The 22,744-nt window shown below is 66.6% G+C and carries 19 protein-coding genes; 12 read left to right on the top strand and 7 right to left on the bottom strand.

Going from position 1 to position 22,744, the window contains the following annotated elements:
• The first annotated feature begins 3 nt into the window (after positions 1–3).
• A complete protein-coding gene (locus AC5P9N_RS13265) occupies positions 4–504 on the top strand; it encodes a hypothetical protein (RefSeq protein WP_005413048.1) in 501 nt (166 codons plus the stop codon).
• Between the two features lie 11 nt (positions 505–515).
• Here the strand turns inward: AC5P9N_RS13265 and AC5P9N_RS13260 are convergent, their stop codons facing one another.
• The 3 genes from AC5P9N_RS13260 to ftrA all read right to left on the bottom strand — a co-directional run bounded on the left by AC5P9N_RS13260 (position 516) and on the right by ftrA (position 2,622).
• Entirely contained in the window at positions 516–1,067 is a 552-nt protein-coding gene (locus tag AC5P9N_RS13260) for a chemotaxis protein CheW (RefSeq protein WP_224481844.1), read from the bottom strand.
• A gap of 23 nt (positions 1,068–1,090) precedes the next feature.
• Positions 1,091–1,525, bottom strand: a complete 435-nt coding sequence (locus AC5P9N_RS13255) for a BLUF domain-containing protein (protein ID WP_012479978.1) — start codon at positions 1,523–1,525, stop codon at positions 1,091–1,093.
• A gap of 95 nt (positions 1,526–1,620) precedes the next feature.
• Positions 1,621–2,622 (bottom strand): transcriptional regulator FtrA, encoded by a 1,002-nt coding sequence (gene ftrA, locus AC5P9N_RS13250; RefSeq protein WP_111118100.1) that lies wholly within the window; start codon positions 2,620–2,622, stop codon positions 1,621–1,623.
• 369 nt (positions 2,623–2,991) lie between these two features.
• Between ftrA and AC5P9N_RS13245 the strand changes: the two genes are divergently transcribed.
• The 9 genes from AC5P9N_RS13245 (at position 2,992) to AC5P9N_RS13205 (ending at position 13,585) form a co-directional block, all read left to right on the top strand.
• The gene (locus AC5P9N_RS13245) at positions 2,992–5,568 is read left to right on the top strand and encodes a TonB-dependent receptor plug domain-containing protein (RefSeq protein WP_099595491.1); all 2,577 of its coding nucleotides are present in this window, start codon (positions 2,992–2,994) and stop codon (positions 5,566–5,568) included.
• A gap of 52 nt (positions 5,569–5,620) precedes the next feature.
• Entirely contained in the window at positions 5,621–6,202 is a 582-nt protein-coding gene (gene msuE, locus AC5P9N_RS13240; RefSeq protein WP_024956916.1) for an FMN reductase, read from the top strand.
• 157 nt (positions 6,203–6,359) lie between these two features.
• A complete protein-coding gene (locus AC5P9N_RS13235) occupies positions 6,360–6,722 on the top strand; it encodes a DUF3088 family protein (protein WP_005409341.1) in 363 nt (120 codons plus the stop codon).
• A gap of 14 nt (positions 6,723–6,736) precedes the next feature.
• Entirely contained in the window at positions 6,737–7,714 is a 978-nt protein-coding gene (locus tag AC5P9N_RS13230; RefSeq protein WP_099485174.1) for an MsnO8 family LLM class oxidoreductase, read from the top strand.
• Positions 7,715–7,732: 18 nt separating this feature from the next.
• Positions 7,733–9,076 carry an LLM class flavin-dependent oxidoreductase gene (locus AC5P9N_RS13225; RefSeq protein ID WP_111117625.1) on the top strand — a complete coding sequence of 448 codons (1,344 nt, stop codon included), beginning with the start codon at positions 7,733–7,735 and terminating at the stop codon, positions 9,074–9,076.
• A gap of 4 nt (positions 9,077–9,080) precedes the next feature.
• Entirely contained in the window at positions 9,081–10,301 is a 1,221-nt protein-coding gene (locus tag AC5P9N_RS13220) for a M20 aminoacylase family protein (RefSeq protein WP_164212620.1), read from the top strand.
• Entirely contained in the window at positions 10,298–10,849 is a 552-nt protein-coding gene (locus AC5P9N_RS13215) for a GNAT family N-acetyltransferase (RefSeq protein ID WP_099485176.1), read from the top strand. The genes AC5P9N_RS13220 and AC5P9N_RS13215 overlap by 4 nt, the downstream gene beginning before the upstream one ends.
• A complete protein-coding gene (locus AC5P9N_RS13210; RefSeq protein WP_099485177.1) occupies positions 10,846–12,591 on the top strand; it encodes an amino acid ABC transporter permease/ATP-binding protein in 1,746 nt (581 codons plus the stop codon). Before AC5P9N_RS13215 ends, AC5P9N_RS13210 begins: the two co-directional genes overlap by 4 nt.
• Positions 12,592–12,607: 16 nt before the next feature.
• Positions 12,608–13,585 (top strand): ABC transporter substrate-binding protein, encoded by a 978-nt coding sequence (locus tag AC5P9N_RS13205; RefSeq protein WP_099485178.1) that lies wholly within the window; start codon positions 12,608–12,610, stop codon positions 13,583–13,585.
• Positions 13,586–13,681: 96 nt separating this feature from the next.
• Here AC5P9N_RS13205 and AC5P9N_RS13200 read toward each other — a convergent pair whose 3' ends face one another.
• Positions 13,682–16,801, bottom strand: a complete 3,120-nt coding sequence (locus AC5P9N_RS13200) for a discoidin domain-containing protein (protein WP_099485179.1) — start codon at positions 16,799–16,801, stop codon at positions 13,682–13,684.
• A gap of 513 nt (positions 16,802–17,314) precedes the next feature.
• Between AC5P9N_RS13200 and AC5P9N_RS13195 the strand changes: the two genes are divergently transcribed.
• Positions 17,315–17,812 carry a helix-turn-helix transcriptional regulator gene (locus tag AC5P9N_RS13195; protein WP_012479990.1) on the top strand — a complete coding sequence of 166 codons (498 nt, stop codon included), beginning with the start codon at positions 17,315–17,317 and terminating at the stop codon, positions 17,810–17,812.
• A gap of 27 nt (positions 17,813–17,839) precedes the next feature.
• Here AC5P9N_RS13195 and AC5P9N_RS13190 read toward each other — a convergent pair whose 3' ends face one another.
• Entirely contained in the window at positions 17,840–18,916 is a 1,077-nt protein-coding gene (locus AC5P9N_RS13190; protein WP_033834469.1) for an MBL fold metallo-hydrolase, read from the bottom strand.
• Between the two features lie 104 nt (positions 18,917–19,020).
• On the opposite strand from AC5P9N_RS13190, the gene AC5P9N_RS13185 reads away from it, so the two are divergent.
• Positions 19,021–19,632, top strand: a complete 612-nt coding sequence (locus AC5P9N_RS13185) for a TetR/AcrR family transcriptional regulator (protein WP_005409350.1) — start codon at positions 19,021–19,023, stop codon at positions 19,630–19,632.
• Here AC5P9N_RS13185 and AC5P9N_RS13180 read toward each other — a convergent pair.
• Together AC5P9N_RS13180 and AC5P9N_RS13175 are read right to left on the bottom strand one after the other, a co-directional pair.
• Positions 19,629–21,575 (bottom strand): EAL domain-containing protein, encoded by a 1,947-nt coding sequence (locus AC5P9N_RS13180; protein ID WP_099485180.1) that lies wholly within the window; start codon positions 21,573–21,575, stop codon positions 19,629–19,631. The two genes, AC5P9N_RS13185 and AC5P9N_RS13180, sit on opposite strands and share 4 nt — an antisense overlap.
• Positions 21,576–21,638: 63 nt before the next feature.
• Positions 21,639–22,541 (bottom strand): LysR substrate-binding domain-containing protein, encoded by a 903-nt coding sequence (locus tag AC5P9N_RS13175; protein WP_024956907.1) that lies wholly within the window; start codon positions 22,539–22,541, stop codon positions 21,639–21,641.
• Positions 22,542–22,744 lie beyond the last annotated feature (203 nt).

Below are 22,744 nucleotides of genomic sequence, written 5' to 3'. Positions count from 1 at the left end.
CCCATGTCCCACCCTCTGTCCACGCTTGGCGTGATCCATACCGCTGTCAGCCTGATCCCGGTGTTGAGTGGCCTGTATGCCTTCATTCGCCATCGCGCAATCGATCCCGCCACGCGCGCGGGCAAGCTGTACCTGGTGGGGCTGGTGCTGTCGGTGGCCACCTCGTTCACCGTGTCCAGCACGGGCGGGATCAACCCCGGCCACGCATTCGGGGTGATCGTGCTGCTGGTGGCATTCGGCGGCGTGCTGGCCGCGCGGCTGCGCTGGCTGGGGCGCGCAGCACCTTATGCATCGACGTTTGCGCTGTCTTTCAGCTTCCTGCTGTCGTTGGTGCCCGGCGTCAACGAAACGCTGACCCGCGTGCCGGCAGCGCATCCGATTGCTGCCGCGCCGATGGCCCCGGTGGTGCTGCACACGCTGCTGGTCTGCCTGGTGGTGTTCGTGATCGGCGTGGCCGCGCAGTGCTGGAGGCTGCGAAACCGTGCCTTGGCAGGACGATCCTGAGACGCCGCCGGTCACTCCGGCGCGGCAAGTGCGCCCAGCAGTGCCACCGGTTCGATCAGTGCAGCCGAGCGCGCCGGGTCAAGTTGAATGTGCCGGCTGCAGAAGCCGAACGATCGGCCTGCGGCACGCTCGGGGACGCGTGCGCTCGCGTCCGGTGTCTCAATCTCCAGCACCTCATCCACGGCCAGCGCCAGCGTTGCGGTACCGGCATTGATCAACAGCATGGCCGGGCTGCCACCGTCGAATGCCGCTTGGCCGCTCATGCGGCGCAGGTCGACCACGGGTAATGGCTGCCCACGGACTTCCAGGGTCGGCCTGCCGTTGCGGTCTGCAGGGCCGAATGCCTCCAGGCCGCGAATTTCGACGGCAGCCTGGATGTCAATCGCGAACAGGGCGGTGCCTGCACGCACGATCACGATCTCGAACAGGTCGGCGGGCGATGCGCGTTTTTCCATTGCAGGTGGGGCGGGTACTGGCATGCGATGGGCGTGGCGAAGACAGCGGGAAGGAGGATCCTGATGATGACGCCCGAACGTAGCGCACGGCCGCGTCGGCAGGCGCACGCAAGGCGTCGGTTCAGTCTGTATCAGGCGGGGGCGCGTGGCGGCTCGACGGTGCCGATGCGTGGGAAATGCGGACGCAGCAGGCCAACGAGCTGATCCATGCCTGGAACGGAATGGCCAAATTCGTCCCATCGCGCATTGACCAGCCCGGACACGACGATCTGCCCGGTCTCGATGCGGGTCATCGCCCAGTAGGGTACGGCGCGTGCGCCGATTGCCATGTCCAGTACCGGGGTGACGGCGGCGTGCGAACGACTGTCCTGGATGCGGCGCCTGACCGCCTCCAGGCCGTCGGGCGGGCCTTCGATGTACTGGAAAAACCGCTGCCCGTCGACGAGCAGCGCTCCGGTAACGTCCACCCGGCGATTGAACGCGGCAGAGCCCGAGACGATCTGGCGGAGGGTTTCATCGGAAAGCCCAGCCGACATGTGGCTGGAGTAAGCAAATGCGTGGAGCATGGAAGGGGCTTCGTGTGACGCCCATCACTATACGTGGGTCTCCACCGTCCGCCGTGAGCCTTTTCTCACGTGGCGCTGGAGAGCGCTGAGCTGGATCAGCAGCCCACCAACCGATCCGCGCCAACACCGCCGCGATGCTGGCTGCGGTACTCGGTAGGGCTCGCATCGACCTGGCCCCGGAAGTGCCGACGGAACGATTCCTGCGAACCAAAGCCAGCCTGCTCGGCAATCCACTGCAGCGGCCGATCGGTGGTTTCCAGCAGCTCGCGGGCGTAGGCGACGCGCTCGCGGATCAGCCAGTCGATGGGCGACAGGCCGGTGGCCTCCAGGAACTGCCGCTGCAGGGTGCGTTGGCTGAGTGCGGCCTGCTCGGCGAGGCTGCCCAGCGAGTGCGGCTCGCGCAGGTTGCGGCGCATCCATTCCATCAGCCTTGCCAGGCGCGTGGGCTCGCCATGGGGAATGGCGCGGCTGACGCGCTGGCTGCGTTCGGCATCACGCCATGGCGCCAGTACCAGTCGCTCGGCCACCAGGTTGGCCACGCGCGCGCCGTAATCCTTGCGCACCATGTGCAACATCATGTCCATGCCGGTGGCCGAGCCGGCCGAGGTGATGATGCTGCCGGTATCCACGTACAGCGCATCCTCCCGCACATCGATGTGTGGGAACTCGCGTGCCAGCGCTTCGGTGAGGCGCCAGTGGGTGGTGGCCTGGCGGCCATCGAGCAGCCCGGCCCAGGCCAGCACGAAGGCACCGGAGCAGATCGAGGCGATGCGCGCGCCGCGTGCGTGGGCACGGACCAGTGCGTCGAGCAGTGCCTGCGGTGGGCGCTCGCTGGGCTCGCGCCAACCGGGAATGACGATGATGTCGGCGTCATCAACGCTGCTGAGATCGTAGGGGAGTTGGACCTGCGTTCCGCCGAGCATGCGCAGCGCACCGGGTTCACCCGCGCACAGCTGGGTGCGATACCAGGCCACGCCGAGTTCCGGCCGCACCGGCGCGAACAGGCCAACCGCACAGCCGAACTCGAACAGGCCCTGGCCGTGGCAGGCAACGATGGCGACGAGCGGTGCGCTGGGATCGGCGGGTGGGCTGGGCATGGTTTGATGCTACGGGTGGTGATGTGCGCCGCAGAATGCTGCGCGGGCATGAGGTGATGCCTGTGGAGCATGTGCACGGGGGCATTCGTCTGGCCTGGGTCGCCCGACGGGGTAGAGTCGACTGTCAGTCGACTATCGCGCGCAGCGCGGGCCTCCAGACGGTATCGCCAACAGCAGTCGACTAACAGTCGACTCTACCCCGTCGGGTGTCGCCCGCCGCCGGCCGCGTGCGCAGCCGCGCCTATCGTCATTACCAGCGGTCATGTGGGTGGCCGGATGTTACGGCTGGGTGACGCGATCGCGCCTGTCGCACCAGGTGAACAGGCCCTTGAATGGAAGCGTGTTTCCGGCCCACCCCCACGAGCCCCCATGCCTGCCGCCCACGCCCCTGTCCTGAGCACTCTCGCTGTTCTGATCACAGCCATCCTTGCCGCCTCGCCCAGCCATGCGGCTGAAGCAGACGCAGATCCTGCTGCCACCGCCGCGACGGCCAACGTGGCAGCGTCCACGCTGGATGCGGTGGTGGTCACCGGCTCACGCACCAGCACGCGCACGGTGAAGAACAGTTCCACTCCGATCGATGTGATCTCCGCCGAAGACCTTGCCGCGACCGGGCAGGGCAACCTGCTGGAAGCGCTGCAGCGCAGCCTGCCGTCGCTGAGCCAGATCGGCGGCTACCAGAGCGACCAGGAGAGCCTGATCCGTGGCTACCAGCTGCGCAACCTGTCACCGGGCTACACGCTGGTGCTGGTGAACGGCAAGCGCCGCAATGCCAGCGCTTACGTGAGTGGCGCAAACGGTGGTGGCTTTCCGGGCCACGCCTGGGCCGACCTGGCGTTGATTCCGGTCTCGGCCATCGACCACGTGGAGGTGCTGCGCGATGGTGCGTCGGCCATCTATGGTTCGGACGCGATCACCGGGGTGGTCAACGTGATCCTGAAGTCGCAGGCGCACGGTGGCGAGCTCGCCGTGGAAAGCGGGCAGAGCATCGACGGTGATGGCTCGCGCACCAGCGTGCGTGCCAACGTTGGCCTGCCGTGGGGTGCCGATGGCTTCGTCAACCTCTCCGGCGAGACCACCCGCCAGCATCATGCGATCCGCACCCGCCGCTACATCGATGGCTATCTGAGCTACCCGGCGGTGGATGGTAGCGGCAATCTGGTCGCACTGCGCCCGAACAACCGGTTGCCGGCCGGCGCATCGCCGAACCCGGCCGAAGCCAGCCGCAATGCCGAGGCCAACACCATCCTCAGCTCCCCGTCGTATGCGCTGAAGGCGTTCGCGGTGAACGTGGGCCATGGCCTGGGCGAGAGCGCGCAGTTCTACGCCAACGCCACGGCCAGCGATCGCACCGCGCAGGCAATCCAGAACTTCCGCCTGCCGGCGACCATCTTCACCACCTACAAGGCGCCCGGGGTGCTGAGCGTGTTTCCCGATGGCTTCCTGCCCGTGCTGGAAACCAAGGAGAAGCAGTACACCGGCACTGCGGGCGTGAGAGGGCAGGTGGCAGGCTGGGACTACGACGCCAGCCTGACCGGCAACCGCAGCACGGTGCGCACCTATACCCGCAATTCGGTGAACTACTCGCTGCCGTATCCCGGTTCGCCCACTGACTTCTATGACGGCAAGCTGGACTACCAGCAGGGGATCGCCAACCTCGACCTGCGCCGTGGCTTCGAGGTGGCCGCCTTTGCGTCGCCGCTGGAAGTGAGCGCAGGCGCCGAGTACCAGCACGAACAGTACGAACGCGGGGCCGGGCAGTGGGAGTCGTACACCGGCTTCGGTGCCGCGGCGTTCGTGGGCTACTCCACCGCCGATGCGGTGAAGGCGACGCGCAACAGCAAGGCGGTCTATGTGGGCGCGGCCAGCAACATCACCTCGCGCTGGTATCTGGATGCGGCCGCGCGCTGGGAAGACCATTCCGACTTCGGCAGTGTCTCCACTGGCCGCCTGACCACGCGCTTCGACTTCACCGACGCGTTGGGTGTACGCGCGACGGTCAGCAACGGCTTCCATGCGCCCAGCCTGGGCGCACAGTTCTACCAGGCCACGGGCAGTTGCCCGTGCGGGACCACGCTGGTGGCGCAGGTGTCTTCACCGGCGGCCGTTGCGCTGGGTGCTACGCCGCTGAAGCCCGAGAAAGCCACCAACTACAGCCTGGGCGTGACCTGGGACCCGAGCCCGGCGTTCCACTTGGCCGTGGATGCCTACCAGATCGACATCCGCGGCCAGCTCGGCCAGTCCAGCCAGATTGGCTACAACGCGCAGGATCCTGCACGCGTCACCGACAACAGCGGCACGGTGCTGAGCGCGGCGCAGAAGAACACCATCGATGCGCTGCTCGGGTCGGCCGGCATCAGCATCCTGCCGGGTGATGCGTTCTACGCCAGCTACTTCACCAACGTGGGCAATACCCGTACGCGCGGCGTCGAGCTGACCGTGGAGGCCAACCAGGAAACCGCGTGGGGCAAGCTGCGCTGGAGCTATGCGGCCAACGTGGGTCGCACCACCATCCAGAAGGTCAGCGACATTCCGGCGGCGCTGCAGGGGCTGCCGAACATCAACCTGTTGACCAAGAGCAGCGAGTACGCGCTGCGCTTCCGTACGCCCAGCTACACGCAAGTGGCGGGGTTGGGCTGGCAGAACGGGCGCTGGCGCTCGAACCTCGACTTCACCTACTACGGCCCGATCAAGCGCCTGAACAACGGCGTGGAGTACAAGCAGCCGCCGGTGCTGGTGACCAATCTCTCCGGTGCCGTGGAACTGGGCGCAGGCTGGAGTGCGGCGCTGGGCATCAACAACGTGTTCGACAAGCGCACGCGCAAGGTGCCGGAGTACGCGCGCAGTGCCACCGATGTGGCGAGCATCGAGACGACCTGGGACAACGGCGACGTGTTGAGCAACGTCGGCGCGTACTGGTACGGGCGGGTCAGTTACCGGTTTTGAGGTTCACGCCAAAGGCGGCCGGACGTGGTTCGGCATCATCGAGGAGCATTTCATGTCTTCTGCATTGAAGGTGGTGGCAGTGGTGGGATCACCGACCAGCTCGGCGACGTCGCGCACGTTGCTGCTGGTGCGGCACTTGTTGGCGTCGTTGCAGCAGCGGGTGCATGCCAGCGTGGAGCTGGTGGAGCTGGCGCCGATCGCGCGTTCGCTGGGGCAGTCGCTGTCGCGCGATGAAGCGGAGCCAGCCGTAGAGCAGGCACTGCAGGCAATCGAGGCGGCCGGTCTGCTGGTGGTCGCGGCACCGGTGTATCGCGGTTCCTATCCCGGGTTGTTCAAGCACCTGGTCGATTTCATCGGGCTGGAAGCGCTGGTGGATACGCCGGTGCTGCTGGCGGCGACCGGTGGCAGCGAGCGCCATGCGTTGGTGATCGACCACCAGTTGCGGCCGTTGTTCAGTTTCCTGCAGGCGCACACGCTGCCGATCGGGGTGTATGCCACGCCTGCCGACTTCGATGGCGAGCAGATCAACAGTGCAGCCTTGCAGGCGCGCATCGCACTGGCGGCCGAGCGCGCGGCAGGGCATCTGGCTTCGCAGGCGCTGGCGGTACCGGCGCCGCTGCGAAGGATCGCCTGACGGCATAATCGGCGGCGCTTTGCTTATGGCCAAGGCGCATCTGCATGGCCGGATCTGACCGCCGATTGTCGCCTGGCATCGCCGTGCCGACCGCCGTCATCTCTAGCATCGATATCGAAGCGGCATCGCATTGCCGCCCCCCGATGAGGACGACCCCGTGAGTCTGGACGCAACCGACAAGCCCATCCTGTTCCTGCTCGACCGTGAGTTCGAGGACGGACAGATTCCCGGCCAGCGCTTCTTCTGCCGGCACAGCCTGTTGCTGGAAGGTGCGCTGTCGAGCATCGACGGCCTGGACGCGCAGCTGGACGTGCGCCGCATCGGTTTCGCACGGCCGCGCCGGGAGGTGATCGCCGAAATCGGCGAGCAGGACCAGTCGCTGCCGAAGCTGGTGCTGCCGCAGGGCGTGCGCAGTGACCTCGCGAGTGGCGTGCACCAGGACCGCCAGTACATCTCCGGTGCCGAACCGATCCTGGCCGCGCTGAACGGGTTGCTCGGCATCCCCGTGGCCCATCCCTGAGCGAGGACGCGACCATGAGCTATCAGATCAGCGTGTTGGACAAGAGCCCGGTGGCCGAAGGCGCCTTGCCGGAGCAGGCGCTGCGCAACAGCCTGCAGCTGGCGCAGCGCGCCGAACAGCTGGGCTATCACCGCTACTGGTTTGCCGAGCACCACGCCGCGCCGACGTTGGCCAGCCCCGCACCGGAAGTGCTGGCCGCCTGGGTGCTGGCGCAGACCCGGCGCATCCGCATCGGCAGTGGTGGGGTGATGCTGCGCCACTACGCGCCGTACAAGGTGGCGGAGAACTTCAACCTGCTGGCGGCGCTGGCGCCAGGGCGCGTGGATCTGGGCGTGGGCAAGGCGCCCGGCGGCCTGCCGGCATCTGCCGCTGCATTGGCAGCGGGGCGGCCGGCGTTCACCGACTTCGACCAGCAACTGCGCGATCTTGAGGGCTATCTGTCCGGCGCCGACGCCGATGTGCTGGCGCGGCCGATTCCGCAGCAGGCGCCGGAGCGCTTCCTGCTCGGTGCGAGCCCGCAGAGTGCACGGCAGGCGGCCGAGCTGGGCTGGCGTTTCGTCTACGCCGCGCACTTCGACGGCGACCCGAAGCACATCGAGGCCGCGTTCGACGCCTATCGCAGCGTCTCCTCGCAGCCACCGCTGCTGGCTACGGTGGCCTTCGCCGCACCGACTGCTGAAGCCGCAGCGCGTCATATCGGTGCGCTACGCGTCTACAAGCTGCACCTTGGTCCCGGGCAGACGGTGAACCTGCCCAGCCCCGAAGCGGCTGCCGAGTATGCGCGCCAGGTGGGGGTGGCCGACTTCCGCATCGAGGAAACACGTCCGAGCGTGTTGTCCGGCGATGCGCAGCACGTGCGCGGCGAACTGGACGCGCTGCACCGGCGCTTCGGCGTGGGTGAATTCATCCTCGATGCGCCGGTGGCCGACCTCGACGCACGCCTGACATCCCTTGAACTACTGTCGCCCGCGCCGCGCGCGGCGGTGGCCTGACCTGCAGGAGCGATTCCCATGAGCACCACCCCGCGCCACATTCCGTTCGGCATCATGCTGCAGGGCCCCGGCAGCCACATGCATGCCTGGAAGCATCCATCCAACCCGGCCGACGCCAGCGTCAACCTGCAGTTCTACATCGACATTGCGCGCACCGCCGAGGACAACGGCATCGCCTTCGGCTTCGTGGCCGATGGCCTCTACATCAACGAGAAGTCGATTCCGCACTTCCTCAATCGCTTCGAGCCGATCTCGCTGCTGTCGGCACTGGCCACGGCAACGAAGAAGATCGGCCTGGCCGGCACGCTGTCGACCTCCTACAGCGACCCGTTCACCGTGGCCCGCCAGTTCGCCTCGCTGGATCTGCTCAGTGGCGGTCGTGCTGGCTGGAACGTGGTGACCTCACCGTTGGAAGGTTCGGGTCGCAACTATGGCCGGCCGCACCCGGAGCATGCGCTGCGCTACCAGATCGCCGACGAGTACCTGGAGGTGGTGCAGGGGCTGTGGGATTCGTGGGATGACGACGCCTTCGTGCGCGAGCGCGACAGCGGCACGTTCTTTGCGCCGGAGAAGTTCCGCCGGCTCGACCACAAAGGCCGCTTCTTCCAGGTGGAAGGCCCGCTCAACATCCAGCGTTCGCCGCAGGGACAGCCGGTGATCTTCCAGGCCGGTTCGTCCGATGACGGCATTGCGCTGGCCGGCAAGTACGCCGATGCGGTGTTCACCCATTCGCCATCGCTGGAAGAAACCCGCGCGTTCACCCAAAAAGTGAAGAACTCGGCGATTGCGCACGGCCGCAGCGGCAATGACGTGAAGATCTTCCCGGGTATCGGTCCCATCGTCGGCCGCACGGCCGAGGAGGCCGAAGCCAAGTATCAGGCGATCGCTGCACTGGCCACGCTGGAAGATGCGCTGGCCTATCTCGGCCGCTTCTTCGACCACCACGATTTCAGCCAGTACGATCCGGACGCGCCCTTCCCGGAGCTGGGTGACATCGGCAGCAACTCGTTCCGCTCCACCACCGACCGCATCAAGCAGGATGCGCGTGAGAAGGGCTTGAGCCTGCGCCAAGTGGCATTGGAAGCCGTGAGCCCGCGACCGAACTTCATCGGTACGCCGGAGCAGGTGGCCGATGAGCTGATCCGTTGGTTCGACGCCGGTGCCAGCGACGGCTTCATCCTTGGATTCGCCGCACAGCGCGAAGGCCTGGACGATTTCGTGACCCAGGTGCTGCCGATCCTGCAGGCCCGTGGCTACCACCAGCGTGAACTGGAAGGGCAGACCCTGCGTGAGCATCTGGGCCTGCCGTACAAGGCCAGCCGCCATTCGACCGATGCCGAACCGGCGCGGAAGGCGGGGTAGGGCGATGAGCGGAGAGAATTCGGTAGCGCCCGGCCATGCCCGGCGAGACCCCGCGTCCATCGGCGTGCTGCCCGAAATCGCGGCACGCGCCGAGGCGGCCATCGCGATCCGCCATGACCTGCACCGGCATCCGGAGCTGGCCTTCGAGGAGCACCGCACCAGCGCCCGTGTGGCCGAGCTGCTGCAACAGTGGGGCTATGAGGTCACCACCGGGCTCGGTGGCACAGGTGTTGTCGGCACGCTGCAACGCGGGCAGGGCGGACGTCGTCTCGGCCTGCGCGCCGACATCGATGCACTGCCGATCCACGAGGACTCGGGGCTGGCCTACGCCAGCCAGAACGAAGGGCTGATGCATGCCTGTGGCTACGATGGGCACACCGCCATCCTGCTGTCCGCCGCGCATTACCTGGCCCATCACGGCAATATCGACGGCACCCTGCAGCTGGTGTTCCAGCCGGCCGAGGAGACCGGTTCGGGCGCATCGAAGATGATTGCCGACGGCCTGTTCGAGCGCTTCCCGGTGGACGCGATCTATGGCCTGCACAACTGGCCGGGCGTGCCGGTGGGCCACTTCGGCTTTGTCGATGGCCCGGCGATGGCGTCGGTGGACTGGGCACGGCTGAAGGTGATCGGAAAGGGTGGCCACGGTGCCGAGCCGCAGGGCAGCGTGGATCCGATCCTGGTCGCCGCGCACATCATCACTGCGCTGCAGAGCGTGGTGTCACGCAACGTCGATCCACGGCAGATGGGTGTGGTCACCGTCGGCTCGATCCACGGCGGGCAGGCCGCCAATGTGATTCCGGACGTGGTGGAGCTGAAACTGACCGTGCGCGCTTACCTGCCGGAGGTACGCGACACCCTGCGGCGCCGGGTCACCGGGATTGCCGAGCAGACCGCTGCCGCGTTCGGTGCGCGCGCCGAGATCGAGTTCCCGCGCGGTTTCCCCAGCGTGATCAACCACCCGCAGCAGACTGCCTACATCCGCGAGGTGGCGCTGCAGGGCTTCGGCAGTGAACACGTAGTTCCCGAATTCGCGCCGCGCACCGCCAGCGAGGATTTCGCCTTCCTGCTGCAGGCGCGGCCGGGCAGTTTCGTGTTCGTCGGCAACGGCGACAGCGCGCCGCTGCACAGCCCGCGCTACGTGTTCAACGACGCCGCAATCGCACCCGCCGCCAGCCTGTGGGCACGGCTGGCCGAAGACTATCTGGTGAAGGACGTGGCATGAGCAGCAACGAACGCTTCTTCTACACCTCGGTGGATGATCCGCTGGCACGGCCTCTGTTCGATGGCCTGGAGCAGGAATACGACAGTCGCTACGCCGATGTGCGCCGACGCATCGGCGGCAGCGCCCGCGAGGAACTGCAGCGCTACCCGGCGCAGGCCTTTGCTGCCCCGGTAGGTGCCTTCGTGCTGCTGCTGCGCGATGGCGTGGCGATCTCCGGCGGCGCGTTCATGCCGCACCGCGATCCGGATACCGCCGAGTTCAAGCGGATCTGGACGCTGCCCGGGCTGCGTCGCCAGGGCATCGCGCGGCGCGTGCTGCAGGAGCTGGAAGACCAGGCGGCGCGGCAAGGATACCGGCGGGTGTTCCTGACCACCGGCTTCCGCCAGCCTGAAGCGGTTGGCCTGTACCTCAGCCATGGTTACACCGCGCTGTTCGATCTGGATGCGGATCCCGAAACCATTGCGCACCTGCCGTTCGAAAAGCACCTGCGGGCAGCGACGCCCGTCATCGTGCCTACGCAGAGCCAGCTGCAAGGAGCCCACGCGTGAGCACGCCTTCGACCGCGCTGGATGGCATTGCAACCCGGCCGGCGCCAGCGCCGGCGCTGAAGATCGTGCCGGCCCGGCATCCGCTGCAGGTGTTCGGCACAGTATTGGCACTGGCGCTGATCCTGATCGGGCTGCAGTCCGTACTGGGCAATCCGCGCTGGGGCTGGGGCACCTTTGCTGAGTGGTTCTTCGCACGCCCGGTGCTCGAGGGCCTGGGCCGCACGCTGCTGCTGACCGCGCTCGGTACCGGCCTCGGTTTCGCGCTGGGCACCCTGCTTGCGCTGGCACGGGTGTCCGGCTCACCCCTGTTGTCGGCGGTGTCGTGGGGCTATGTGTGGTTGTTCCGCTCGATCCCGCTGCTGGTGCTGTTGCTGCTGTTGAACAACCTGGGCTATCTGTACAGCACCATCGAGCTGGGCGTGCCGTTCACCGGCATCAGCCTGTTCTCGTACCCGACCACGCAGCTGATCGGTGTGTTCACCGCCGCGGTGCTGGGCCTGACCCTGAACCAGGCGGCGTTCTCTGCCGAAGTGATCCGGGGTGGCATCCTCTCGGTCGACCATGGCCAGTACGAGGCCGCGGCCGCACTCGGCCTGCCGCGCGGTCGCCAGGTGCGTCGCATCATCCTGCCGCAGGCAATGCGTTCGATCCTGCCGGCCGCGTTCAACGATGTGATTGGCCTGGCCAAGAGCACCTCGGTGGTCTACGTGCTGGCGCTGCCTGAGCTGTTCTACACCGTGCAGGTGATCTACCGCCGCAACCTGGAAGTGGTGCCGCTGCTGATGGTGGCCACGGTCTGGTACCTGGTGATCCTGACCGTGTTGTCGCTGCTGCAGCGGCGCGTGGAACAGCGCTTCGCGCGCGGCCAACTGCAGCGCGAGCGTTCGGTGTCGCGAGTGTCATCGCCCCCGCGTGTGCAGAGCGATGCCGCGCAGCGCGTGGCCAACCGCCCGCGCATCGCCACCCAGGTTGAAGCGGGCGAGGGCGCTGCGGTGTCGCTGCATGGTGTGGGCAAGGTGTTCGGCGAGCAGCCGGTGCTGGAAGACGTGAACCTGGAGCTGCGCGCTGGAAGCGTGACGGTTCTGATCGGCCCGTCCGGCGCCGGCAAATCCACGCTGCTGCGGCTGATCAACCACTTGGAGCGTGCCGACAGTGGCTATGTGACCGTGGGCGGCCAGCTGATCGGCTACCGCCGCGATGGCGACACCCTGTACGAATTGCCCGAGCGCGAGATCCGTCGCCGTCGTGCCGAAGTGGGCATGGTGTTCCAGGGCTTCAACCTGTTCCCGCACCTGACCGCATTGGAGAACATCATCGAGGCGCCAATCGCGGTGCGCGGTGTGCCGCGCGCGCAGGCCGAGCAGCAGGCGCGCACGCTGCTGGAGCGGGTCGGCCTGGCCGACAAGGCCGATGCCTTCCCGCGCCAGTTGTCCGGTGGCCAGCAGCAGCGCATCGCGATTGCCCGCGCGCTGGCGCTGCAGCCGAAGGTGCTGCTGTTCGACGAACCGACCTCGGCGCTGGACCCGGAGCTGGTAGCCGAAGTGCTGAGCGTGATCGAAGAACTGGCCCGCTCCGGCACCACGCTGGTGATCGTCACCCATGAGCTGAGCTTCGCCCGCCGCGTGGCCGACCACGTGGTGATGATGGACCAGGGCCGGGTGATCGAGCAGGGCACGCCCGAGGCCCTGTTCGAGCGCCCGCGCCAGCAACGCACCGCCGATTTCCTCGCCAAGACCCTGTAACCCCGGAAGGAACACCATGAGCCCTGCAGCACCGCGTCGTCCCTCGCGCAGCACCCTGTTGATCGTAGGGGTGCTGGTCATCGGCATCGCCGGCATCGTCTACTCGCGCGTGCGCCAGGCCCCGGAGGCTGCCGCCGTGGCCGCGACCAGCCTGGCCGGCGCGAACACCGCCATCCTGAAGGGCACGCTCGACCCGAAGGCGCAGGCCTTGATTCCGGCTGGCTACCGCTTCGTCACGCCGGGGGCGTTCACCGTGGCGACCCATCCGGGGCAGCTGCCGCTGGCCGACTATGGCGCCGACAGCAAGGACGTAGTCGGCATCGAGCCGGACATCGCGCGCCTGATCGCCGATGCGCTGGGCCTGAAGCTGGTGATCGTGCCGGTGGCGTGGGCCGACTGGCCGCTGGGGCTGGAATCGGGCAAGTACGATGCGGTGCTGTCGAACGTGACGGTCACCGAGGAGCGAAAGAAGAAGTTCGATTTCTCCAGCTACCGTTACGACCTGCTGGGCATCTACACGCGCACTGATGGGCCGATCCAGAAGATCGAAAAGCCGGCCGACGTTGCCGGGCTGAAGGTGGTGGTCGGTGCCAGCACCAACCAGGACCAGATCCTGCGGCAGTGGGACCAGCAGAACATCGCTGCCGGCTTGAAGCCGGTGGAGTACCAGTACTTCGATGACGCGGTGGTCGGCCGGTTGGCGGTGATCACCGGGCGGGCCGATGTCTCGTTCGAGCCCAATGCCACCGGCGCGTACTCGGCACGCGACGGCAAGGTGCGGCGCGTGGGCCTGTTCCCCGGCGGATGGCCGAACGCTGCGGCGATCTCGGTGACCACCCGCAAGGGCAGCGGCCTGGCTGATGCGGTGACGCAGGCATTGAACACCCAGATCGGCAGCGGCACCTATGCGCAGGCGCTGAAACGGTGGAATGTGGCCGAGGAAGCCGTGCCGCAGTCGCAGACCAACCCGCCGGGGTTGCCGACGCTGCAATGACACCGGGCGTGGCCCGGCGCTACCCATGCATTGCCGCGGGAGTAGATCCACGCCATGCGTGGATGCTCCTGTAGAGCCGAGCCATGCTCGGCTGCTCTACCAACGAGCCTCCAGCGTCCTGAACGGTTTCGCCAGCCGCACACCCTCGGCATCGAAGTCGGAAACGCTACGCCCATCCACGCGCACCGTCTTCGGCATCGTGCGCTCCGGCCACCAGACCTTCACTGCCGTCCCGCTGCGCAGCCCATCGCCCAGCGAGACCGTCAGCGTGCCGTCGCGCTGGCGCGCCTGCATCTGCAGCGTGCCATACGCTGTTGGCAGGCGTTCCACCGCCAGCCCATCGCCAGCCACCCACGACGGGGGCGTGCCCGGCAGCAGCGACAACGCATCATCGTCCTCGCGCATCAACATGCCGAACAGCGTGCGGCCGTACTCGGCACCAATCCAGGTATGCGGCATGTCGCCCAGGTAGCGGGGGAAACGCAGCCGCGAGTGCACGACCTCGGCCAGTACCTGCCACTCAAGCGGGCGCCGATCATGCAGCAGTCCCTGCAGCAGCTCATCGGCAACCTGCGGTCGGCCCAGGTGCACATAGCTCAGCACGTTGCGGATCTCATACGGCGTATAGGCGTACAGCGCATCGGGCTGGCTGCGCTTGCGCACATCCTCCAGATAACGCGCGAAGGTGGTCCGCAGTGCCTCGGCGGGCAGCACGCTCTGCGCACCGGTGGGGTCCAGTGCGATCGATACGCCGGTTGGATCGCCATCGCCCAGGTCGGCCGAGGAGGGAATGAAGTCGATGCCCTTCCACGCCATCGTCGCCTGGATAGAGGCGTGCAGCGCGTCGTAGAGCAGCTTGTATTGCTCGCGCGCCCAGGCAGCAGTCTCGTGGTCGCCCAGTGCCTCGGCCAGCCACGCGCCGTCGTGCCAGCCCTTCAGTCCCCAGTAGTCATCCCAGTAGCTGTGGGTGGGCGACGGATAGCCCTCATGGCTGATCGACGGCGCAAGGATGCCCGCGAATCGCTCCGGCGCCGGTTGGTCGGCCTTGTAGCCGGGTACCAGCGTGCGCTCGCGCAGTTCCTGCAGGAAGCGCAGCGCCGCTTTCACTCTCGGCAGATAGGCACGTACCGACTCGGGCCCGCCATCGAGGCGCGCGACATCGGCCACCAGCGTGACGTACTGGCCCTGGCTGTCGTACTCGATGTCCGATCCAAAGCCGGTGTTGACACTGCCATCGTCGTTGAGGATCGGCGAGACCAGGCCGTTGGCATGCACGCCGTGTTCGCTGTACCAGGCCAGGTAGTCGCGCGCGACGCGTGCTTCGCCCATGCGCAGCAGCAACGCCGAGGTGGCCATGCCGTCGCGGATGAAAGAGCGGTTGTAGTTGCGGGGCCCGGGCTGCATCGCCGGGCCGGTCTGGTTGATCAGCATGTAGGCGGCCTGCGCGCGCAGCATGTCGACCAGCGAAGGATCGGGCAGGCGCAGCCCGACCTGGCCCAGCCGTGCCTGCCAGTCCGCGGAGGCCTGCGTGGCCAGGGAATCGAACGCCGTATTGGCATCGCGGGGCAGCGTGGCCAGATCGAGCGCAGGCGCTTCGGGCAGTGCGCCCTTGCTATCGGCGGCGGCAGTACCCAGCGGGAACGCGACCACGATGGCATCGCTGGCGCCCGGCGCCAGTGACACGCGGTAGTTCAACGCAGCCGAGGCAAGACCCTCGTCGTCGCGCGCCTGTTGCGTGGAGGGCAGCTGGCCGGCAGCGAGGGTCGCGGTGATTTCCGTTGCGCCATCCCTGCCAAACGGCGCCGCGCCGAACGCAGTCACCGGCGTGAGCGACTGCAGCAGCGTGCGTCCATTGATGCGCACGGCCTGTCCATCGATCGCCACATCGCGGATGGGTGACAGCCCGCCGTTCTGCCACGGTGGATTCATCTGCATCGGGCGCACGATCAGGCTGAGCGTGCCGTCGATCCTGGTGCCGCCGGTGTTGCGCAGGCGATGACGCAGGAACGTTACCGGCTGGCCGTTGCGCTCGATGGCGAACACTTCACTGCGCAGCTCCAGGCCGGGTTGCGGTGACCAGGTAGCGGAGGGCATCGGCTTCCAGCCGTCCCGCAATGCATGCTGCACGTTCTGCCCGGCCGCACCCGCAGTGCTCCCATCGGCGCTGCGCCAGATCGGCTGCACCAACGGCGCGCCCTTGAAGGCTTCCAGGTTTCCGTACTCGTCGAAGATCGATTTCTGTCGTCCTGCGTGCACGCCGACGGCAGTCCAGTAAGTCTGCTGCATCTGTAGCGAGGCCGGGAACAACGCGCGCTGCGCACCACTGGCGGCAATCTGGTACTGCTTCATCGGTGTCATCACGGCTTTTGGGCCGAGCAGGCGCAGGCGTGCCACCTTTGGTGCAGATCCATCCACGCTCAGGCGGAATGCACGCACGGCCTGTGCGGCATTGGCGGCCAGCCAGCTCTGGCGGTGGCTGGCCGCCTGCGCATCGTGCGCGAGGTCCTGCCACCGGCCCTGTGCATCCTGAACCTGCAATCGGGCAGGGCCGCGGCTGCCATCAGCCCAGTCGACCACCAGACCAGCCGTCGATTGAGCCTGCGGCAGCGTGATCTCTAACGCATGGGATCCATTTGTCCCGGCCGGAATCGGGACGGTGCCGCCGCCTTGCCAGAGCGCTGCTGCCTGCGTTGCATCGATACCGCTGATGCGTGCGCTGAGCGTGCTGTCCAGCGGCTCCATCTCGAAGATCGACACGCCCCAGTCGGAAGTGCGCTGCGGACTGGCCAGCCGCAGATAGCGCGCCTGCCGCGGCGCGAAGTACAGCGTTTCCACATCGCCCAGTGAATCGGCCATCGTGTACGCGGTCTGCCACTGCGTGCCATCCAGTGAGGTCTGTAGCGAATAGCCTTCCGGATTGGAGACATCCCAGGTGAGGCGCGCGCCGGACAGCAGGGTGGGCGCGCCCAGGTCGATCTGGAACCAGTGGCCGGGGCTGAAGGCGCCGCCGGTCACGGTCTTCGGGTCGCCGTCGATCAGGTGGCCGATCGCCATCGCCGGTACCTGTTGCGATGAACTGCTGGCCTGCCATTGGCTGCGCGGGGTGAGGGTCTGTGCCTGTGCGCTGGAGACCAGGGCGGCCAACAGCAGGGCCGCGGCAAGGCGCAACGGGAAAAGCGGGGTGGAGACCTTGGAGCGTTCGGCGCGCAACGTCATTACGGACAGCCTCGCAGGTTCGACCGGAATCGGGCGAGCGCTACGCTAGCAAGGGATGTAATCGGTTACATGACGCACTGCAGCGCCGCTGGACGCTGGCCCCGCCATCACGGGAGGGCTGACGGATGTGGCTCTGGACGTGTAGCGCGGATTGGCTAGGGTCACATCGCAAGTCTTTTAGTTTGGTTGTCATTTGACAACTTACGTGAGCCGTGTGCAGACTATGGAGAACAAGGAATGTCTCGAGCGCGTCATCCAGACAAGGACATCGAAGCGGCGTTGCAGTTCGCGGAGGACCGTGGGTGGAGGCTCCGTATGGCGGGCGGCCATGCGTGGGGCCGGATGTATTGCCCTTACAACGACACCGATTGCCGATGCGGGGAGTTCTGCATCGTGAGCGTCTGGAGCACGCCGCGAAGCGGCAGCCATCATGCAAGGGCCTTGCGGCGTGTGGTCGAGAACTGCAGTCGTGAGCAATGAGATCAGGCTTCGTCAGAAGCGAAGGGGTCAATCATGGAATTCAACTTCACCCTGAAGTACCGCTTGCCGGACACAGGCAATGAAATCGGCGTCCTCGAGCAGCGCCTGGCCGAAGGCGGCTGTGACGACGCGCTTGTGGGCCTTGGGCTGCCGGGACGGCTGGCCCTGGCGTTCTGCCGCGAAGCAGACAGCGCAGGGGCTGCCCTGCGTTCGGCGCTGGACGATGTGCAGCGGGCCGTGCCCGGTGCCGAACTGGTTGAAGTGAGCCCCGATCTGGTGGGGCTCACTGACGTCGCAGACCTGCTCGGAATGTCGCGCCAGAACATGCGGAAGCTCATGCTGGCCAACCCGCAGTCGTTTCCGTCCCCCGTGCATGACGGCTCGACCTCGATCTGGCATCTGGTCGACATTCTCGGTTGGCTGCGAGCGCGCGGCAGCGGGAAAGTCACGACGGAAATGACCGAGCTCGCCGCCGCTGCGCTGCAGATCAATCTGGCCCGGGAAGGGCGCAGGCTTCACCCGAAGACGTAGCAGCGGCCAGAATCGGAGCCCATCGCATTACAGCTCCACCGTCTCCCACCATCGCGTACCCGCCTGCGGCGCCTGCATGTCCAGTGCTTCGCCCATCATCGGCGTGGCCACCGGCACATTCTTTGCGGCCGCCAATGCCGTGATGCGTTCGAACGGCTGCTGCCATGCGTGCAAGGCCAGATCGAAGGTGCCGTTATGGATCGGCAGCAGCCACTTGCCGCGCAGGTCCAGGTGCGCCTGCAGCGTCTGTTCCGGCTGCATGTGCACGAACGCCCAGCGTGGGTCGTACGCACCGGTTTCGATCATGGTCAGGTCGAACGGACCGTACTTTTCGCCGATGGCCTTGAAGCCGTCGAAGTAACCGGTATCGCCGCTGAAGAAGATGCGGAAGTCGCCGTCCTGGATCACCCATGACGCCCACAGGCTACGATCACTGTCGCCCAGTCCGCGGCCGGAGAAATGCTGGCCGGGGGTGGCGGTCAGGCGCAGGCCATTGGCCTCGGTCGATTGCCACCAGTCCAGCTGTTCGACCTTGCTGGCGTCCACGCCCCAGGCGATCAGCTGGTCGCCGACGCCGAGCGGTGCAATGAAGCGCGCGGTCTTGCCGGCCAGCTGCATCACCGCTGCATGGTCGAGGTGGTCGTAGTGGTTGTGCGAGAGGATCACGCCGGCGATCGGCGGCAGATCGTCGATGCTGATCGGCGGCGCATGGAAGCGGGCCGGGCCCATCCACTGCACCGGCGAGGCGCGCTCGGAGAACACCGGGTCGGTCAGCCAGTACTGGCCGCGCAGCTTCAGCAGGATCGTGGAGTGCCCCAGCCGGAACAGGCTGCGGTCCGGCGCGGCGTCCAGGGTGGCGCGGTCCAGCGGCTGCACCGGAATCGGGTGCGCGGGCACGGTGCCCTTGGGTTTGTTGAAGAGGAACGTCCACCAGATCTCCAGGCCGTCGCGCAGGCCCATCGCTGGACGGGGCAGAGCATTGCGGAACTTGCCATCACGGTACTGCGGCGACTCGGGGAAGTCGGGGAGGGACCAGGACTTGCAGAAGGTGTAGGCGGTCACGGCGAGGATTCCAAGCAGGAGGACAAGGAGCAGGCGCTTCATGGGTGACGTCCGCTGAGTACACTGCACAGTGTAGTTTCGGGCTTTCCAAAAGTACACTGCCGAGTGTAAAATGGAAGCATCCGTTCAGTTATCCGGTTCCCGCCATGCCTCGTGCCCCGCAACGCCTGACCGACCGCAAACGCGAAGCCATCGTGCGCGCGGCGGTGGAGGAGTTCCGTGCCGCGGGCTACGAGGCGACCAGCATGGACCGCATTGCCGAGGCGGCCGGGGTCTCCAAGCGCACCGTCTACAACCACTTCCCGAGCAAGGAAGCGCTGTTCTCGATGATCCTCGAGGAGCTGTGGGAGCGCAGCGTGGCCAGCGACACATTGCCGTATCGCGCCGACCAGCCGCTGCAGGCGCAGTTGCTGCAGTTGCTGGGGCAGAAGCTGGAATTGCTCAGCGATGCCAACTTCATCGACCTGGCGCGGGTGGCGATGGCCGAGATCATCCACTCACCGGAGCGTGCGCAGGCCATCGTCTGCCGCATGGGTGAAAAGGAAAGCGGCGAGAGTGCGTGGATCCGCGCGGCCATCGCTGATGGCCGGTTGCGTGAGGTTGATCCGGAGTTCGCCGGCCACCAGCTGCACGGGCTGGTGAAGAGCTTTGCGTTCTGGCCCCAAGTTACGATGGGGCAGGCGCCGTTGAACGCAGAGGAGCGTGCACGCGTGGCCGAATCGGCGGTGGCGATGTTCCTGGGTTTCTACGCGGTCTAGCTGGCGGCGAAGCGGCGGAACTCGTCGGCCGGCAGCGCCGCCGAGTACAGATAGCCTTGGCCGACATCCACGCCCAGGGCCCGCAGCTTCTGCTCCTGCGCCAGGGTTTCGGTACCTTCGGCCACCACGATCGCGCCGCAGCGGTGCGCAACCTCGACGATGAAGCGCACGATCGACTGCGACTTGGCGTCGGACAGTGTGGCGATCAGCGCCTGTTCGATCTTGACCTCGGCGATGGCCAGCTGCGAGAGCAGGATCAGGGTTGAATAGCCAGCGCCGAAATCATCCAGCGACAGGGTGACCTCCGCCGCCAGCAGCTGTGCGATGTTGGCATCTACCACGTCGCGCTCGACGATCTCGGTCCATTCGACGATCTCCAGGCGCAACATCACGCCAGGCACATCGTGCAGCTGCAGCAGTTCCTGCAGGCGCAGGCCGAAGTCGGGCAGGCGCAGTGACTCGGCCGAAACGTTCACTGCGATCTTCAGTTGCGTGCCATCGCGTCGGCACTGCTGCAGGAAGTGGATGGCCGACTGCAGCGTGGCCCATTCCAGTTCAGCCAATCGCCCCTGCCGGCGCAGCAGGGAGATCACCCGCATCGGCGCGATCAGCCGGCCCTCGCCGTCGCGCATGCGCAGCAGTGCTTCGGCGCCGACCAGTTGGCGATCCTGCAGGCGATGCTTGGGCTGGTAGCACAGCGGTGCGTCGCCCTGCTGCAGCCAACGTTCGAGAGTGACTTCGATCAGGGCGTCGATCTCGCTGTCGCGCTGGATCGGGTCGTCGAAGAACACGACGCCGGATTCGATCGCACTCAGTGCAACGGTGATCGCACGGAACGGAAGATGTCCTTCGTCGGCATCTACGGGGGGCTTCAATTCGACTACTGCACAGCGGAACAGCGGCCGGAAACCGGGCCAATCGCGGCCGACCTGCTCGGCCAGGTTGCTGGCCAGCTCGGTGATCTGCGGTTGCGTGCGCAGTTCGGACAAGGCCAGGTCGCGCACCAGGATCGCCAGCGCGGCATCGCCGAACTGGTAGATCTCCAGTTGCGTGGCCGGCAGCGAGGGCAGCAGCCGATGTACTTCTTCGGTGCTGTCGCGCTGCCAGATACCGTTGTCCTGCAGCGGACCATAGCGCAGGCGCAGATCGCGCAGGTTGCCCATCTCGGCCACGATCAGGCAGGCCTTGCCGATGCCGTCGCTGTCGCGCCAGTAATGCTGCAGGCGTTCGCCGAGCGCACGCATGTTGGGCAGGCCACTGATCGGATCGATGCGCAGCCAGGCCTGTTCGCGCTGGCGTTGTGCATCGATCTGCGCATCGTTGTAGACCAGTGCGAACACCGCGCCGAGCATCAGCAGTGAGAGTGGCAGTGCCAGCAGGCGCTGGATTGCCAACTCCTCCACGGGCAGCTGATGGGCGCCGATGATTGCTACCCCCAGTGCCAGGCCCAACGCAGTGACGACGATACGAACGCCCCAGGCCTGCAGGATCAGGCGCAGCGAGAGTTCATTGAGCATGCGTGGGTGCAGGCGCCTGCGCAGCCAGACGCCGGCCAGCATCTGCAGCGTGGCCTCGAGGCCGGCAGGCAGGAAATACTGGGTGCCGGCGAACTGGTAGCGGGCCAGCAGGCTGGCGCCCAGGCAGGCCAGGCCACCGCGCCAGCCGCCGAGCAGGCCGCTGACCAGCAGGATGTCGAAACCCAGGTGGAGCTTGACCACGCCCTGGCTGTAGCGGGCCACGAACCAGGAATTGAACAGGTAGATCAGGCCCAGCGCCACGCCCACGTACAGGCGGCGGCCTTCAATGGCGTGGCCGGCGCGGCGGGTGGCGATCAGCAGCACGCCGATCATGCCGATCACCGCCGTGGCCTGCAGCAGGTACAGCGGCAGGCTGGGCAGGGCGCTGTCCAGGACCTGGGCCGAGACCCGTGAAAGCGCATCCATAGCAGGTTCCCGCCTGTGACCGACGGCCGGTGACGAGCAGCGTAGTCGCAGCAGCGCGCAGGTTCAATTGCGCTGGCTGCGTTCGGGCAGGAGGTGTTCGGCCATGAAATCCACGAACGCGCGTACACGCGGCTGCTGATGGCGATGGCTTGGCCAGAGGGCCCAGAAGGTGCTTCGCTCAGTGCTCCATGGGTCCAGAACGCTGACGAGCGAACCGCGGTCCAGCGCATCACGCGTGGCGAAGTCGGGCAGGCACGCAATGCCATGGCCATCGATGGCCATGTGCAGGATCGTCTCAAGATGATTGGCGGTCATTGCGGCAGTCAGCCGGGTTTCAGCGCCTCCCTCACGTGCGGGCAGTGGCCAGCGTTCGATCAGGCCGGTGCCGGGAAAGCGATGGAGAAGGCATGCGTGGCCGCTCAGCTCGTCCGGGTGCTGCGGCGTGCCACGCTGGGCGAAGTACGCAGGGGCGCCCACGCACAGCAGGCGGGTACTGCCGAGGTTGCGGCCGTGCAGCCGGGAGTCGGCGGGGCTGCCTGTGCGGACGACGGCATCGAAGCCTTCCTCGATGACATCGACCAGGCGGTCGCTGAAGTGCAGGTCGAGTTCGATGGCGGGGAAGCGCTGCGCAAACGCCGAAAGCACCGGCAGCATCAGACCGCTGGCGAGTGGAAGACTGACCTTCAGGCGACCGCTGGGCGCGGCCTGGGCATCGGTCAGTTCGCGTTCTGCCGCAGCGACCTCGATCATGATGCGGCGGCAGCGTTCAAGGAACTGCTCGCCTTCGGCAGTCAGGCTGACGCTGCGGGTATTGCGATTCAGCAGGCGGGCGCCCAGGCGCTCTTCCAGCCGGGCGATGGTCTTGCTTGCGGCCGAAGGGGTGATGCCACGCTGTCGTGCTGCGGCCGCGAAGCTGCGTGCCTCGGCGACCAGAACGAAGAGGCTGAGACCGGCAAAGCTGTCCATGACGTGGCCATTGATGACGTTTGTGTCATTAAAGCATGGAATGAATGACGGATTCTTACGCAATAGCGTCGTCGATAGCATCAATTCGGTGGCGCTTGGCCACGCCCGAGTTTCATCGACATGTCTGTTGCCTCTGCTGAGACGGCCGGATCATCACGCTTTGGCGTGGTGCTGGCAGGCTGTCTGACGGCGCTCACCATTCC

The sequence above is a fragment of the Stenotrophomonas sp. YJH_SMC_6 genome, assembly GCF_059371335.1.
This window is presented reverse-complemented; position numbering and strand designations above follow the sequence as displayed.

Bases quoted from the DNA above. Each gene is read 5' to 3' on its own strand.
- AC5P9N_RS13255 (WP_012479978.1), bottom strand. From the start codon at position 1,525: ATGCTCCACGCATTTGCTTACTCCAGCCACATGTCGGCTGGGCTTTCC.
- AC5P9N_RS13230 (WP_099485174.1), top strand. From the start codon at position 6,737: ATGAGCTATCAGATCAGCGTGTTGGACAAGAGCCCGGTGGCCGAAGGC.
- AC5P9N_RS13180 (WP_099485180.1), bottom strand. From the start codon at position 21,575: ATGGATGCGCTTTCACGGGTCTCGGCCCAGGTCCTGGACAGCGCCCTG.
- AC5P9N_RS13220 (WP_164212620.1), top strand. From the start codon at position 9,081: ATGAGCGGAGAGAATTCGGTAGCGCCCGGCCATGCCCGGCGAGACCCC.
- AC5P9N_RS13175 (WP_024956907.1), bottom strand. From the start codon at position 22,541: ATGGACAGCTTTGCCGGTCTCAGCCTCTTCGTTCTGGTCGCCGAGGCA.
- AC5P9N_RS13245 (WP_099595491.1), top strand. From the start codon at position 2,992: ATGCCTGCCGCCCACGCCCCTGTCCTGAGCACTCTCGCTGTTCTGATC.
- AC5P9N_RS13190 (WP_033834469.1), bottom strand. From the start codon at position 18,916: ATGAAGCGCCTGCTCCTTGTCCTCCTGCTTGGAATCCTCGCCGTGACC.
- AC5P9N_RS13265 (WP_005413048.1), top strand. From the start codon at position 4: ATGTCCCACCCTCTGTCCACGCTTGGCGTGATCCATACCGCTGTCAGC.
- AC5P9N_RS13185 (WP_005409350.1), top strand. From the start codon at position 19,021: ATGCCTCGTGCCCCGCAACGCCTGACCGACCGCAAACGCGAAGCCATC.
- msuE (WP_024956916.1), top strand. From the start codon at position 5,621: ATGTCTTCTGCATTGAAGGTGGTGGCAGTGGTGGGATCACCGACCAGC.
- AC5P9N_RS13195 (WP_012479990.1), top strand. From the start codon at position 17,315: ATGGAATTCAACTTCACCCTGAAGTACCGCTTGCCGGACACAGGCAAT.
- AC5P9N_RS13215 (WP_099485176.1), top strand. From the start codon at position 10,298: ATGAGCAGCAACGAACGCTTCTTCTACACCTCGGTGGATGATCCGCTG.
- AC5P9N_RS13205 (WP_099485178.1), top strand. From the start codon at position 12,608: ATGAGCCCTGCAGCACCGCGTCGTCCCTCGCGCAGCACCCTGTTGATC.
- AC5P9N_RS13200 (WP_099485179.1), bottom strand. From the start codon at position 16,801: ATGACGTTGCGCGCCGAACGCTCCAAGGTCTCCACCCCGCTTTTCCCG.
- AC5P9N_RS13225 (WP_111117625.1), top strand. From the start codon at position 7,733: ATGAGCACCACCCCGCGCCACATTCCGTTCGGCATCATGCTGCAGGGC.
- ftrA (WP_111118100.1), bottom strand. From the start codon at position 2,622: ATGCCCAGCCCACCCGCCGATCCCAGCGCACCGCTCGTCGCCATCGTT.